We start from the raw sequence: 15,932 nt of genomic DNA, 5'->3' as shown, positions 1-15,932 counted from the left end.
TATTCTCTATAAAAATTTAAAATGAGTATTAAATCGTCCGCTTCGTTGGTGATTTTGCGTAAAGAGTTAAATGCTTCATCAGAACCTTTGATATAAGTAGTATTTTCGGGTTTTGCAACCAGTTTGCAAGCATAATTTTCCATAATTCAGGGGCTTCTGTGGGTATTGCCAAGTATGCTTCTTGAATTTTGTTTCTCAAAGTAGGATTTAGGTTTTTCAAAGCTGCCACAGGTCCATGAGGAATATTTGGAGATTTCCATAAAATACGAAAATCTTCTTTTTTAATTTTCCCTTCAGCGATTTGGTCTTGGAAGAAGTTATAGGCACAAGCTCCTACTGCATTGGGGTTTGTTTTTAGATAATCTGTTACACCAACATGAGTTTTCTTAAAATTAACTTCTTTAAATACAGTTTCGACATCTAAATTAATAGAGTTAAAGTATAATCTTGGTACCAAATGCCCAGAGGTAGAAGCAGCATTTACAAATGTCATTTCAAGTTTAGAGCCTAATTTTTTAATATCTTCAATCTTTTTGATAGGTGATTTGGAATTGACCAAAATACAACTATTGTAGGTTTCTACTTGTTTGTTTTTATCACCTCTAATAGCTATCACATCCACTTTTCCATTTAAAGATGCCATTACATATCCGAAAGGGTTAATATCTACTACATGAACTTTACTGCTATCTATCTTATCTAACATTTCAAAGATATTCTTTGGGTAATAGACTTTTACAGGCATTGCTAATTTTTTTGCAAGATACTCTTGTAATAATTTATCTACTTCTGCACCTTTTTTATCCATTTGTGTATGTCCAATGGCAACTACAAGTTCTTTAGGAATGTCTTGAGCTAATAAGTTTTGTGCATAGAATAATGTTAGCAATAGCAATAGTTGTATATTTCTCATAAAGGATATGGTGTTTTGTAACAAGTGTTAAATTTTATAAATTAAAATTACAAAAAATAGACACAAGATGCAATAGGCATGTAAGTTTTACAGTATTTTGAGTATTTTCTCTGTAGCTTTTAGTCCAGAACCAGTAAGTACAGAAACTATTTTTTCATGTGGTGGGGCTGTAAGAATGTATTTACGTACACCTGCTACTACAGCAGCCGAAGTAGGCTCAATAAAATAGCCCATTTTACCCATCATTATCAAAGTATCTTTGATTTCCTCTTCACTTACACACATAAAAACTCCTTCTGTAAGTTCTACATACTGAAGCATTTGTTTGCCTCGTACAGGTTGAGCAATGGCTATTCCTTCTGCTAAAGTAGGCAATGTGATAATTTCGGGGATGTAGGTCAAACCTTCATTAAAAGCTTCATATAACGGAGAGCAATGTGTCGCTTGTACGCCTATAATTTTAGGCATACTCTCAATAATGCCTGCTTTTAAAAGTTCCTTGAATCCAATATAAGCTCCAATGAGCAATGTCCCATTTCCTGCGGGTAGAATAAGGGTATCAGGGGCTTTCCAGCCCAATTGTTCGCATACTTCAAATGCAAAAGTTTTTGTACCCTGAAAAAAGAAAGGATTCCAACAATGGCTTGCATAATAGCTATTTTTAGCTGCTTGATAAGCTGTCTCAGCAGTATCTTCTCGTGTACCATCTACTACTATTACATTTGCTCCATAGCATTTCATTTGTACCAGTTTTCCATCTGAAACACCTTTAGGAACATAAATATCGCAAGTAATACCAGCTTTGGCACAATAAGCGGCTACAGAACTTCCTGCATTGCCTGATGAGTCTTGTACTGCATGTGTAATGCCCAACTCTTTCATTTTGCTAACCATTACAGCACTGCCCCTATCTTTGTAAGAGCCTGTTGGAAACATAAAATCCAACTTAAAATGCACACCAATATTGTCTATCATGATTTTTTGGAGTGGGGTTGCTCCTTCTCCAAAGCTAACGATATGAGTATCATCAAAAATAGGCAAAGCTTCCCTATAACGCCAAAGATTAGCTGCTCTTTGACGAATCAGATTTTTATCGAGTGTGGGTTTGAAACGAATATCTAACAAATGCCCACCATTACTCTGCCAGCGTACTTCATGAAGAGGATACTCTTCTTGTGTTTTGGTACAAATTAAACTATCAGACTTCAATGTTAATTAGCCATTATTAGTGAACAGTTATCAATAGATATTTAGCACTTAAAATTTATAATAATCTTGTTTTATCCACAATCCCAGTTATATAAAACATCTGAAAAGTCTAATTTTTTGAGTTTTTCTATATCAATAAAGAAATTGCCTACTCCCATATCACCCCAACAAATACTACCTTCGCTATCCATTTGAAAAAGCAAGGTATTGTATTGTTTAAATTTTTCTTCATCATATTTTCGGGGGTCTTCTTGTACAAAATCGGCATAGCCTCCTATTTTATGCCCTGCATTGCGTACCTGATTACTAAGCCAGTCGGCAATTTTATACTCATTGGCTTCAATTATTTCATTAAACTCGTCTAATTTATCCCCCAAAGCAGATTCTAAATTTGCATCGTTAAGTCCTACATATTCTTCTGCAACCTCAAATGTCAGTTGATGGGTCTCAAGATTCTTACCCAAAGGTGTAAGTTCAGCTTTGACCAAAGGTAAATCTCTCTGAAAGCTTTCTTTATCAATATCGGCAAAATACAACACTCTGAAACCATTTTGCTCTGAAGGTTTGTCAAAATCCATTCCGTACAAATCGTCATCAGCGATATAAAACTGTAAAATACCTTTTTGTGGAAAATTTTCGATAGCTGGAACTTCTTCAAAATTAATTTGAGCCAGCAAATACAAAGGCTCACCTTTGGCATTTTTGGGATACTCTACTCCAACAGGCAAAAATGGCATTCCACCAAATTTACTTTGCCAAATCTGAACATCTTTTTGGGGAGTGTTGGTGATGTTGATAAACTTCTTCTTGAGTTTTTCAAAAACAGGAAAGAAACTTTCTAGTTCTTTTGGAAATTGAATATTTTCTTGCATGGTTATAAGAGTATTTTGCCTTTATTGATAGCAAGATAAAGAATTTTAGATAAAATTCTCTAACTTGCGACAAAATTTTAGCAAACCCCAAACCCATGGAAAAAATTCTGATTCTTGATTTTGGTTCGCAATATACCCAGCTGATTGCCCGTAGAGTTAGAGAATTGAACGTTTATTGTGAAATTCATCCTTTCAACAAAATTCCAAACCTTACTGATGACATCAAAGGCATCATTCTTTCGGGTAGCCCTTGTTCTGTACGAGATGCAGGCTCTCCTGATGTAGATTTGATGGCTATTCGTAAGAAACTACCTATTTTAGGTGTTTGTTATGGAGCTCAGTTACTTGCTCAGAAGTTCGATGGAAGTGTAGAAGCCTCTCCTACACGTGAGTATGGCAGAGCTAATTTAGCTTCTTTTGAGCAAGGTAATGCCCTTTTAAATGGGCTTTCTGATCATTCGCAGGTTTGGATGAGCCATGGAGATACGATTACACAAATTCCTGAAAATTTCCAACTCATTGCAAGTACAGAAAGTGTACGAGTAGCAGCTTTCCAGATACAAGGCGAAGAAACCTTTGGTATTCAATTTCATCCTGAGGTAACACACTCTTTGGAAGGCAAAGTTCTTCTAAAGAATTTCGTAGTCAATATTTGCAAATGCTCTCAGGACTGGACATCTGCCTCATTTATAGAAAGCTCGGTAGCTGATTTAAAAGCAAAATTAGGTTCTGATAAAGTAGTTTTAGGACTTTCGGGTGGTGTGGATTCGAGTGTAGCAGCGATGCTTTTGCATAAAGCTGTTGGTAAAAATCTGTATTGTATTTTTGTAGATAATGGTCTTTTGCGTAAAAATGAATTTGAAGGCGTTTTACACTCTTATCAGGATTTGGGTTTGAATGTGGTGGGTGTAGATACGAAAGACTTATTTTACAAAGAATTGGCTGGACTTTCTGACCCAGAAGCCAAAAGAAAAGCCATTGGAAAAACTTTTATTGATGTTTTTGATATTGAAGCTCATAAAATTCAGGATGTAAAGTGGCTGGGACAGGGTACTATCTACCCTGATGTGATTGAAAGTGTAAGTGTGGCTGGTCCTTCTGTGACCATCAAATCGCATCATAATGTTGGTGGTTTGCCTGAAAGAATGAATCTTAAAATTGTTGAACCCTTGAATACCCTTTTCAAAGATGAAGTAAGATTAATTGGAAGAGAATTGGGTTTACCTGAAAATATTTTAAATCGTCACCCTTTCCCTGGTCCAGGGCTTGCCATTCGTATTTTAGGCGATATTACAGCCGAAAAAGTAGCTTTATTGCAAGAAGTAGATGCTATTTTTATTGAAGGCTTGAAAAAAGCAAACCTATACAACGAAGTTTGGCAGGCAGGAGCTATTTTATTGCCTATCCAGAGTGTGGGTGTGATGGGTGATGAACGTACCTATGAGCGTGTTGTAGCCTTGAGAGCTGTAAGCAGTTTGGATGGCATGACTGCCGACTGGTGCAGACTGCCTTACGATTTCTTGGCTGATATTTCAAACCAGATTATCAACAAGGTGAAAGGTGTAAACCGAGTAGTATACGACATTTCTTCTAAACCCCCTGCTACTATTGAGTGGGAATAGTTTTTAGATGTGAGAAATTAGATAAAAAAAGTCCTTTAGTTTAAACTGAAGGACTTTTTATTTTTTAATCTTGAAAAGAAAAGCTCTGAGCTATAAGTTTTTCATAAAGTATATCCAAATTAACCTTGAAAGTCTAAAATTAAAGAAACATAATGATAATATTACTGAACACATTATAAAGAGAATCCAATCAAATTTTGGAATATTCAAAATGTAATGACAAATTAAATAAGTAAGTATCCCTTCTAACATGCCTAATCCGTAGCTCACGTACATGGCTCCAAAAAAATAACCAGGTTCTTTATCAAATTTAAAGTTACAAAAACTACATTCTTCATTCATTTTAGAAAAACCCCATGAAAACAAAACATTTTTAACTTCAAAAACTTTGCCTTTATGGCAATTAGGACATTTATTCTGAACTAAATAATACATAATTGTTTTTTATTACAAAATAAAAACATCTTAGTTTCTTTTTATAGTATACTTTACGTATTAATTTATACAAAAAAGACATTTATGAAAAAATATCCTATTTATGAGATAAGGAACTTTAAGTGTTCGTCTTTTCAAGAAAATATCTACATAAACAAAATTAGTAATCATATTACAGAACATGGCTTTATTAATCAACCACATGGGCATGTTTTTTATTTAATAATGCTTTTTAATGCAGGAACAGGTAAACATTGGATAGATTTTCAAGAATATCCTGTTAAAAAGGGAAGTTTTTTTATTATCCAACCAGGACAAATTCATCATTGGGAATTATCAAAAGAAGTGGATGGCTATATTATCTTTATCACGAAAGAAATATATAATTTATATTTTCAATCAAAAAAAATACAAAATTATCCATTATTTGTGTCATCTAGTAATATATCTTTTTTGGATATAGAAAAGGATGATATGATAAGTTTAGAATATTTAATGGAACTTATCTTAAAAGAGTATATACTTGATTCAAATACAAAACGTGATAAAATCATCAATTTAATTGATTGTATTCTTATAGATATGTCCGTATTGGCTTCAGATGGAAATTATATTATCAATCCCTATAATCTCAAACTGAATATGTTTTATGAGCTAGTTGAAAAAAACTTCGTTATTGAAAAAAAAGCTTCTTTTTATGCCAAAGAGCTAAATATTACACCAAAACATCTCAATAGAATTTGTAAATCATTATTAAATAAAACAGCTAGTCATATTATTACAGAACGGATTATTTTAGAAGCTAAACGTTTGTTAATAGATAGGAAATTATCAATATCTAATATTACTGAACAATTAGGTTTCTTTGAAATGACTCATTTTGCAAAATTTTTCAAGAAGCATACAGTCCTGACAGCAACAGAGTTTAGACTGCAATATTATCAGAACTCCATAAATATATAAATTATATCAAACCTATAAGGTTTTTGTTTCTTCACATCTTTTATCCGCCTTCGCTGGTATTCTTCACCAGCGAAAGTAAAATATGGCTTGTTGGTCAAGAAGACCAACAAGGGCAAAAAAACACTATAAGGTTGAAGGTGCAATGTGAATAGAATTTTAGCTCTTGAATCCCTATTAAGAGGAACTTTTTTCCTATGTAGGGAGTTTTTTGAACATTATATCGAAAAAATGCCAATACACTCAAAATAGATTTATAAAAGACCAAACCAAAAATAAAGTACCATGAAACAATTATCACTATTCTTGACTATCATTCTTTCAACTATTTTGCTTTCTTGTGCTACAACAAAATCTACTTCAACTATTTATTCTGAAGACTACGATAAAATAAAAGACCAAACTACTATCACAATTTTCCCTCATGGAGTAGTTAGAGTTCCTGGGAAATGGGTAAAAAAGAAAAAGTATGAGGTAAGTGAACAATACTTTTATGTTGGAAAAGACTCTGTAAGTATAGCAATTGCCTTACAACAATGGAATAAATACGAATTCTCATATAATAATCCAGAGGTTACACCTGAAAATTTTGTGAGAAAGTTTTATGAGTGGGATGCTAACTATTTGAAGGAAAAAACCAACGGACAATTAAGACTTATTAAAGAGAATAAAGAAAAACAATATTTGGTATGGAATCTCAATAGCGAACTTGGAAACGATTATTTTTTATTTGGACTAAAAGGCAAAACAGCATACAATCTGAATATAAAAACTAAAAAATGGAATGAAGAAGAGAAAATAGCTTTTCTTGAAAAGGTATTTTTTGGCGAATAATCTATTAAAGAAAAACTACAACTATCCTATGAGTTTATCTTTAAAACTTCAATCTCACCATCTTTTGGGCTTCTGATATTTTTTAGAGTTGTGTATCTGTATACTGTAATTTTGCATTTAAAATATTTGTTCTTATCAATTACATACTTTTTACCCAAACTGATGACCAGCCGTTGGCTGGTATCATTTCTTTTTGCTAAAAAATGAGTATCTGCAAAAATCTCATTACGAGGTAAAATTTGAAAGTCTACGATTTCATAATACTCTTTTATTCCTTTACCTGAAAAATAGGGAGCAAAAAATTTAATATCAGATTTTACTTTAACATAACCAGAATCTTCAGTCTTAAATATTGAAGGTTGTATTTTACCTGTGTGATAAATCAAATTCTGCTCAGTTTCAAAATACTGAGTTTGACTTCCTTTATTAACAATTCCTATTAATACTTCAGGATTGTGTTTTTCATACTTGGTTAATTTATGTGGAGAGATGTTTATTAAGACAGATTCTGTATCCAATTCAATAATTGTTTTTAAATGTTCTTCCAAAAGGCTTCTATTTAAAGAATCGTTTGGTTTCAATGGAAAAGCTCCAATATTTACAAATTCGATGGCTTGGTAGTAATCTTGTTTTTTGATAGATTCGATTTCTCCAGAACCAGGGAAAAGAACATAAGCACCTACTATTTCCTTTTCGGGCTTGATTTCATTTTTATTGACATAATAAATAGCATCTCTATAACGATGCATCTGATTGATAGAATCTTCTGTCGGTAAGTCAGGGGAGCCTTCTTTTTCGTCGGAGGCTAACCGATATTTAGCATCATATAAGTATGTAAGAACATAGTTTTCTTTCAAATCGTTTTTTGTAATCTTCAAAACAATATCAGGTCTTTGGTTTACTGTAAAGGATTTAACACCCTGACTTTCAGATTTTCCGTAGGAATACTCATGATATAATTCTATCACTTCACCATTAGGTTTGTTGAATACAACTTTCGATTTTGCCCCTTTCTTTATTTTAAAGACAAAATCATTTACTTGTATTTCAGCCAAATCAACTTCATCAGGATTGTTTTTACCCAAAAGTTGTTGTAAAATATTTTTAAGCTCAAGAAAACACCAAATCTGATATAGTTCAGCAATATTTTTAAGTTCAATTTTCTGAATTCCTTCTAAAAATCTTAAGCCACTATTCAGCATAATCCATGATTTGTAGATAGTGCTATAACCTGTTGCTTTTTGCAAGACGAGAGACTCTTGTTTTATCCCCTTAAAATTACCGATTGTTCTAAAAAATGGATTCACAGCAATTGTCTTGAGTTGCTTTTCAATAGAAGACAATTCTTTTTTAAAATTTTCAGTAATTTTATCATTGAATTTACTTTCAATAAAAGTTTTTACTTTTTTATACCGTTTGAATGTCTGAAAGACAGCATGTTTAAAGAATCTATTTTCGGATGTGTTGTTTGTTAATGTTTTGTACTCCGAACGGTAATTTTTATGAGGGTAATCTTTATATTTTGAATATTCCTCTTCTAAAAAATTTGTCCATTTGTTAATTTTATCTGCTTTTACAAATTTTGTTTCTCTAATAATACGGCTATGGGGTTTATTTAGAATAAACTTTGCAGACTGGATAAAGTTATTGTAGAGTCCACCAAAAACCTGCCACCAAATTAAATCAGTATTTGCATGATCGCCTGTTTTAAATGAAGTATATGTTTTTTTCAGAAAGTCTAAAACAAGGTAAGGATAGTCTTTTTCAATATCTGATACAATTTTCTCATAATCGCTTTTATAATTCAGTTTTGTTGGGAATACCTCAAATTGAAATATAATTTCACAATCAACATCATTCTTTTTATATCTTAAAATAAGATCACTTTTTCCAAGATCATTCCCAAAATTGATGGTTCCTGCCAAAAAATTTATCTTTTCTCTATAATAAAATTTCTCTGCTATGTCTTTGGTTTTTGAATAAATATGTGGCTCAATACTTAATTCTTCTTTGAATGTGATACCAACAAAATAATCTTTGTTTTCGAAGATCAATGGATGTGTTTTCTCAGAAGCCAGAGGCTCTAAACTTTCACTCTTAAAATTGTATATGGATATACTGCCTTCATTAATTGAATAAGAAGTAGATGAAAAAATTTCAGGTTGTTTTTTTTGGCTTTTTCAAAAGTACCTATAAGATGATTACATTCAATAAGCATCTCAAAATCATTATGTTTTATTTTAATAATTTCCATTATGACCAGAATGATGTGTAACCATTATCCTTGAGTCGAGCTTCCATTTCTTCGAGTTTGTCATAGGATTTTTTGTACTTTTCGGTTAATCTGCCTTTTAATTCTCTTAATACCTTTTCCGTTTTTGTCTCATCTCCTTCTATTCGAGATAAAATTTTCATGTGTGTCATGGCATCAAGAGCATTGGTTAGCCAATCTTGGTTAGTTGAATTAAGACTTGCATAATAGCAATAAATGAGAAATTCGTCCCTGACCCGATAAGCAATTTGGAAAGGTGTCTTTTTTAAAACAGCATTTATTTTTTCTTCAAGAAATTTCAATACTTCCTCTCTATCTATAAAAGACTCTTTGTACACTTCTGCTCCTGAAGTATATCTTCCCAATACTTCAGTTGCTGTGATATATTCAGAAGGGTAACTCCAGTCATTTTTAGAAGCCTCCAAACCAGCTTTTAAGTCCACCTCATTCATTTCAAAAGTCATAGCTCTATCAAGAACCTTTCTGCTGAAAGAGTGGGTAGTTTCGTCCATATTGACTGTCCCCATTACAATCAGGTTGCTTGGAATGCTAATTCCTTCAGGAAATTGGCTTGCATCCAATCCTAAATCTTTCAATAATTGAAAGTACAAACCCTCACCATCATTCTCAAAACTTACTTTTGAAATTAAAAAGTCTGTAACAACCTCCTTATTTTGGACTTGTCGTGTTTCTATAATACTCAGATATTCGGCAAAGTATTGTTCTACAGGTGCAAGATTCATTTCGTCTAAGCAAAGAAAAAAAGGTATTTCCTTGTGTTTCCAAGCTTTTGCAATAAATTTTAAAAATGATGTAGTAATGTATTTTACCCCATTTATTCTGCTGACATAACCCATTAGTTCAGAAGAATCATGCCAATTGGGTCTGACAGGGATTAACTCAAAATTCCCAGGTTTTTTGGGTTCTTGTCTCAGTTCTTCTTTATTACAAGTTTGATAAGCAAGCGTTCTGACCAACCTCGATTTGCCAGTTCCCGATATACCCGCCAGAATAATAAAAGGCTTCGTTTTGATGGCTGTGAGTAACACTGAGTCGACCATTATATTCTTAGTTGGGTTTTCATTTTTAAAATAACTATTAAATTTTTCTTTTAACTCATCACCCTTGCCCTGAAAAGTATCAATATCTTTTTTACCTTGAATAGCAAGACCAAAGTTTGGTTTATAAATATTTTGTAAATCTGTTGTAACATCTATTTTTGGGGTAAGAGTTTGCCAATCAATATCAAATGCAGATTGGTATTTTTCTGCATCTGCCCAAGGCTTATTATTAGTAATGTTCTTTAAAATGCCTTTTGCACCCAATTTCCAGTTGCCTTTTTCTTTGACAATTAAATACACAAGACTTCCTATTTCATAGCCATTTGATGGAAAACCTGCTACATTATGCTCTATACACAGATTATAGTTATCAATATTTTCTCCACAATTACAGAAATATGTTGCCATTTTATAATGAAGTTAATTTTTAAAATACATATAGTTTTTAAAGACACCCCTCAATCCCCTCTCAAGAGGGGACTTTTATTCCCTCCTTGTCCTTGAGGAGGGTTGGGAGGTGTTTTTGATGCAGTTTCCAAGAAAAAACAATATCTACAAAAGACACACCCTCAATCCCCTCTCAAGAGAAAACTTTTTTATTCCCTCCTTGAGGAGGGTTAGGGAGGTGTTTTTGATGCAGTTTCCAAGAAAAAACAATATCTACAAAAGACACACCCCTCAATCCCCTCTCAGGAGATTTTTTTTTATTCCCTCCTTGAGGAGGGTTGGGAGGTGTTTTTGATACAGTTTCTATAAAAAACAATATCTACAAAAGACACCCTCAATCCCCTCTCAAGAGAAAACTTTTATTCCCTCCTTGAGGAGGGTTAGGGAGGTGTTTTTGATGCAGTCCCCAAGAAAAAACAATATCTACAAAAGACACACCCTCAATCCCCTCTCAAAAGAAAACTTTTTTATTCCCTCCTTGAGGAGGGTTAGGAGGTGTTTTTGATACAGTTTCTATAAAAAACAATATCTACAAAAGACACACCCCTCAATCCCCTCTCAAGAGGGGACTTTTATTCCCTCCTTGAGGAGGGTTGGGAGGTGTTTTTGAGGCAGTTTCCAAGAAAAAACAATATCTACAAAAGACACACCCCTCAATCCCCTCTCAAGAGGGGACTTTTATTCCCTCCTTGAGGAGGTTTAGGGAGGTGTTTTTGATACAGTTTCTATAAAAAACAATATCTACAAAAGACACACCCTCAATCCCCTCTCAAGAGAAACTTTTATTCCCTCCTTGAGGAGGTTTAGGGAGATGTTTTTGATGCAGTTTCCAAGAAAAAACAATATCTACAAAAGACACACCCTCAATCCCTTCTAAAGAGAAACTTTTATTCCCTCCTTGAGGAGGTTTAGGGAGATGTTTTTGATGCAGTTTCCAAGAAAAAACAATATCTACAAAAGACACACCCCTCAATCCCCTCTCAAGAGGGGACTTTATTGCCTCCTTGCAGTTTAACTACCCTCCACAATCTTGATTTCTTCTTCAGTAAGCCCATACAACGCATACACCATCTGGTCTATCTCGGCTTCTAAGGCTTGGGTGTCTGCTTTTGGGTCTTGAGCTTTGAGTTCTAAAATTTTACAAACAATAATTTTAATTCCATTTTGTCTATTTATACTTACTTTTGGAATAGGCAATTTTCTCAACTCACCTAAGGTAGTTTGTCTAAAATCATCTTTTGTTGCTATTGTTGAGGAATTTAAGTAAATAAATGAAATAAGTTTACTTGCTACGATTCCAGTCAAATAAAAACAATCAAAATTGTTGTCAATTGGTATAAAAGGATTTATATCTTTCTTAAAAACTAATTTTTCATCACAATATGCTACAGATAGTCTATTTTGACGATTAATTATTCGTCTTATTAAAATTTTAGGTTCAGCTTGATAGTATTCCAAAAGATTTTTTTTATCAGATAAATCTGTGTTATATATTTTTTCTTTAATTAAACTGTAATTATAAACATTACCTTTTTCAAGAAATGGATAAATATATTCTGATAACTTATTATTTGTTTCTATAAAGTTACTACTGGATAATCCCTGTGTTGATTTGGTAATAGAACCAAATGAAACAAAATCACTAGAATCAAATCTTGAAAACTGCTGTGAAGTTTTATCAATAAATATTTTAAAATCAGGTATTTTAAGGTCAGAAGTTTTAAAAGTTATATAATTTAAGTTTTCTAACGTTTTAATTTGTGCCTTTTTCTCAAAAGAATAAATAGAATATTCAGATTTTCTTTCCTTAGAGATAAAATATAATGCTGTATCAACATAGGCATCTTCAAAAATATTAAATGGCAGATTTATCAATTTGTCTATACCAAAATTTTCAAAAAAAGATTTCCTGAACTTCGAATAATTTTCCCCTGTTTGCCAAGTAATAGGTGCTATGTATGCTAAAAGACCAGATATGTTTAAAATATTTAAACCTTCTAAAATAAAGGGTACAGATGATTCATATTTTCTTTCTAGTTGTATATATTTTTTGCTAAAAAATGTCTTTTGATTAAGACTAAATGCTTCTAATGGAATATATGGCGGATTTCCAATCACTGCATCAAAACCGACAAAATTGCCTTCATTGTCTAAGACTTCAGGGAACTCAAAACGCCATTCAAAAGCATTTTCAAAGATTTTATTGTTTTTTATTTCTTCAATTTCGGCTTCAATTTTCTGTATTTCTTGGGTGAGTTTTTCAGCTTTTTTGTTTTTCTCTTTCTTTTCTTTTTCTGTTTCGCCAAAAACAGAAATCTGGTTCATTAGGGTAAATAAATCTCCTTCCAGTTTTCGTTTTTTATTGAGTTTAGGATCGTTTTTGGCTATTTCGCTTCTAAAATCCGATTTAATATCAGCAATGAGGCGTTCCATTTCCCTTTTCTGCTCTTTGTTTTGGGCGTTTCGGTAGGTATCTACGGCTATTTGGTAGCTATCAATGGTATATTTACTTTTTTTGAGGGCTTGGCTCAAATCGGCATCTAAGGCAAAACGACTCACCAGCGAGTTGCCTGTTTTAATATTGATGTCAATATTGGGCAGGGTTTGCAACTCCATGTGACTCCCCTCTGGAGAGTTGAGAGTTTTCCCTCCTTGAGGAGGGTCAGCGAGGTGTTTGTAATAGGCATTTTTGAGAAGCTCAATCCAGAGACGCAAACGGCATATTTTAACAGAATTGGGGTTTATATCCACTCCAAACAGGCAGTTCTCGATAATGGTCTGCTTTTCATAGAAAAGGGTTTCTTGTATTCGCTGGCTTTCAGGGCTTTTGGGTTTGTACTCAAAAAGCTCTCCATCTTCATCTGTTACAATGAGTTCATCATTTACCACTTCTATGGTGTAGTTTTTGAGGCGTTTGCCTTGAGCATCTTGCAGAATTTGGAGTTCACTCTTGATGGCAATGATTTCGTTGAGAGCCGAAACCAAAAAATGCCCTGAACCCACAGCAGGGTCACAGATTTTGAGGCTGTTTACAATTTCGTTGGCTTCTTTTCTGGTAAATAGCTTCCCATTACCAATTTGCTCATACACATCATCAAGCGTTTTGAATATAACACCTCCCTTACCCTCCTCAAGGAGGGATGACACACCCCCAACCCCTCTCAAGAGGGGAGTTTTTAAGCCCTTGTTTAATAGAGCTGTATCATTTTCAACTATTATGCCTGTAAAAGGATTTAAGGGAGTATCTTCATAACGAAACTCTGATAAATCGCCTTTTTCAAAACCTTCAATGTATTTACGAATGGTTTCTAGTGTAGCTTCCAGATGCTTAAAAATATCAGAATCAGGAAAACGTAGAACATTGAGTCCTAATTCATTTAACTTACTTTCTTTTTCAAAATCTTTCTGTTGTGTTTCTTCCCAATTATGTGTTTCGCCATCAATTTCAATTACTAATTTTAATTCATAACAGAAGAAGTCAGCAATGAAATTGTCTAAAGGTTTTTGTCTGTGGAAATCATATTTACCCTCAAATTTGCCTTTGAGTTCTTTCCAGAGTATAATTTCTGATTTTGTGCTATTATTTCTAAGTTCTCGGGCAAGTTCCTTTAATTTTGGGTTGTATGGGATAATTTCTCGTTTAACACCCTCAGACACACTCCCAATTTGTAAATCTCCTTTTGTAAGGGGTGTTACAGCTTCCTTATTTTTCAAGTTTTGGGGTGTGTTTTTCACAGCTTCATTAAACTTCTGTAAAACAGCCTTTCGGATGGTTTCACGACACATATACATTGTGATGAACCCAGGTGTAAAAAAAGAACCATCTTTGTAGCCGTTTATTTTCTCGAAAATCAAACCCAAAACAGAAGCATTGATGAGGGTTTTGTTGTCTTCTTGGATTTCTTCTGAGCCTTCGGAGCTAAAATCGTAGGCATCCAAGAAACGAAACAGATATTCTAAGGTATTGAGATTTCCTGTGAGGGTTTTGCCCTGTTCGTTTTTTAAAACTGTTTTAGAATGTAAAGGAATCGTTTTTTCATCTCGCAGATTGCTGATAAACAATGTTGTGTGTTCAAGTTCGGTAGGCTCAAACAAAGAACTATTGAGGTAAGGAACTTTTTCAAAAGCTTTCTTGACATCACTGTTTCGTTCATCATGTTTTCGGGCAAGCACCTGAAAAAACAAGCTGTTCAAATCGTCATAATCTTTGATTTTTTCTAGACTCAAAAAAACGTAATTTTTATCTCCTTTGTGGTAAGAGATAAGCTGAGCCTCTAAAAGTTTAAGAAACAAGATTCTGTTTATCCAAGTGATGGAAAGCTCCAAAGCTACATTGAAAAGGCGTTCCTGAAAATTTTCACCAAATTGTGATGGATTGGGTAAACGGCTGATTTTATCGAGACTATCCAACTGAATGATAGCATCTTCCAAAATTGTCCCTGAGTTTCTTTCTCCTTCTTTATTACGTTCAATGAGTTTTTTACCGCCTTCTTTGGTTTCGGTGAGACCAATTATATGCAACAATTCGCTGTAGAAGCGTTTATCAAGGCTGTTGCTGTCGTTGGCAAAAGGTAGTTTTAAAAGGTGTTCTGGCGAAAGTAGTTTGAAAAGGACAATTAGATGGTTGTCATCTGCTTTGTTTTGATGTTCAGACCCAACCCCTCTCAAAAGGGGGGTGTACTCTCGTAAATCGAAATGAGTAAATTCTATCCCTGTGTTGATTTGTGCAATAAAAGGTTTGGCAATCTGTTCATAGAAAAAGTCCGTTTTGCTTTCTACAAGCGTTCCAGCCTCAAAATCTGTGAATGACTTCACTAATTGTTTATTCTGAGCAAAAAGCCTGTCAAAAACATGAGCATCAAAAACAAACCACTCATACACATTGGTAATAATCAAGTTTTTGATTTCCAGATTTTTGTGTATAATTCGCTCTCTGAGATAATACAAAACAAGCTCCTGAAATGCCTTTACATTCAGATTCTCTTTGGTAGGCATTTCAGGTTTGTTGGTGGGCTTTTTGGTTTCAATAATCACCCCTACAGTACTTTGAGCATTGCTACCATTATGAATGACTAGGTCTTTTCTATCTTTGGTATTAATAAAATGGTTGGGGTCGTAGTAGGTTTTCTTTAGAAAGTCAATGACCAAATTTTTATGAAATTCTTCACTTTCTTTCTCATTAATCCCATTCAATAAGTTGGTGAGATTCTTTTTGAAGTTTTCTATTTCAATTCTGTTGGGTCGTACTTTTAAAAAGGCTTTGTTAAGCACTTTTCGGGGCTTCAACTCATTTAAAATCATTTACTT

The 15,932-nt window shown here is 33.5% G+C and carries 10 protein-coding genes and 3 pseudogenes; 3 read left to right on the top strand and 10 right to left on the bottom strand.

The features are described from left to right. Positions 1-28: 28 nt before the first annotated feature. From AD998_09265 to AD998_09255, 3 genes are all read right to left on the bottom strand, one after another. Positions 29-913, bottom strand: coding sequence for a hypothetical protein (locus tag AD998_09265; protein KOY86306.1), 885 nt, complete (start codon positions 911-913; stop codon positions 29-31). A gap of 87 nt (positions 914-1,000) precedes the next feature. Beyond that, positions 1,001-2,104 (bottom strand): threonine synthase, encoded by a 1,104-nt coding sequence (locus AD998_09260; GenBank protein ID KOY88128.1) that lies wholly within the window; start codon positions 2,102-2,104, stop codon positions 1,001-1,003. A gap of 89 nt (positions 2,105-2,193) precedes the next feature. Continuing rightward, positions 2,194-2,994 carry a hypothetical protein gene (locus AD998_09255; protein ID KOY86305.1) on the bottom strand — a complete coding sequence of 267 codons (801 nt, stop codon included), beginning with the start codon at positions 2,992-2,994 and terminating at the stop codon, positions 2,194-2,196. Positions 2,995-3,089: 95 nt separating this feature from the next. On the opposite strand from AD998_09255, the gene guaA reads away from it, so the two are divergent. Next, entirely contained in the window at positions 3,090-4,616 is a 1,527-nt protein-coding gene (gene guaA / locus AD998_09250) for a GMP synthase (protein KOY86304.1), read from the top strand. A gap of 90 nt (positions 4,617-4,706) precedes the next feature. On the opposite strand, the gene AD998_09245 is transcribed toward guaA, so the two are convergent. Further along, on the bottom strand, positions 4,707-5,051 hold the full coding sequence (locus tag AD998_09245) for a hypothetical protein (GenBank protein ID KOY86303.1): 345 nt from the start codon (positions 5,049-5,051) through the stop codon (positions 4,707-4,709). Between the two features lie 84 nt (positions 5,052-5,135). Between AD998_09245 and AD998_09240 the strand changes: the two genes are divergently transcribed. Then, positions 5,136-6,014 carry a hypothetical protein gene (locus AD998_09240; protein KOY86302.1) on the top strand — a complete coding sequence of 293 codons (879 nt, stop codon included), beginning with the start codon at positions 5,136-5,138 and terminating at the stop codon, positions 6,012-6,014. 282 nt (positions 6,015-6,296) lie between these two features. Further along, on the top strand, positions 6,297-6,845 hold the full coding sequence (locus AD998_09235; protein ID KOY86301.1) for a hypothetical protein: 549 nt from the start codon (positions 6,297-6,299) through the stop codon (positions 6,843-6,845). Positions 6,846-6,871: 26 nt separating this feature from the next. Here AD998_09235 and AD998_09230 read toward each other — a convergent pair whose 3' ends face one another. From AD998_09230 to AD998_09205, 6 genes and pseudogenes are all read right to left on the bottom strand, one after another. Then, positions 6,872-8,899 (bottom strand): hypothetical protein, encoded by a 2,028-nt coding sequence (locus tag AD998_09230; GenBank protein KOY86300.1) that lies wholly within the window; start codon positions 8,897-8,899, stop codon positions 6,872-6,874. 199 nt (positions 8,900-9,098) lie between these two features. Next, positions 9,099-10,205, bottom strand: a pseudogene (locus tag AD998_09225) (hypothetical protein). 553 nt (positions 10,206-10,758) lie between these two features. Beyond that, positions 10,759-10,941 (bottom strand): hypothetical protein, encoded by a 183-nt coding sequence (locus AD998_09220; GenBank protein ID KOY86299.1) that lies wholly within the window; start codon positions 10,939-10,941, stop codon positions 10,759-10,761. A 453-nt stretch (positions 10,942-11,394) separates the two neighbouring features. Next, on the bottom strand, positions 11,395-11,589 hold the full coding sequence (locus AD998_09215) for a hypothetical protein (protein KOY86298.1): 195 nt from the start codon (positions 11,587-11,589) through the stop codon (positions 11,395-11,397). 47 nt (positions 11,590-11,636) lie between these two features. Continuing rightward, positions 11,637-13,730: pseudogene (locus tag AD998_09210) on the bottom strand (hypothetical protein). A 630-nt stretch (positions 13,731-14,360) separates the two neighbouring features. Further along, positions 14,361-15,926 (bottom strand): annotated as a pseudogene (locus AD998_09205) (type II restriction endonuclease). Between the last annotated feature and the right edge of the window lie 6 nt (positions 15,927-15,932).

The organism is bacterium 336/3 (genome assembly GCA_001281695.1).
Classification (GTDB): Bacteria; Bacteroidota; Bacteroidia; order Cytophagales; family Thermonemataceae; genus Raineya.
Note: the sequence above shows the minus strand (reverse complement) of the source record. Positions and strands in the feature narration are given on the sequence as shown.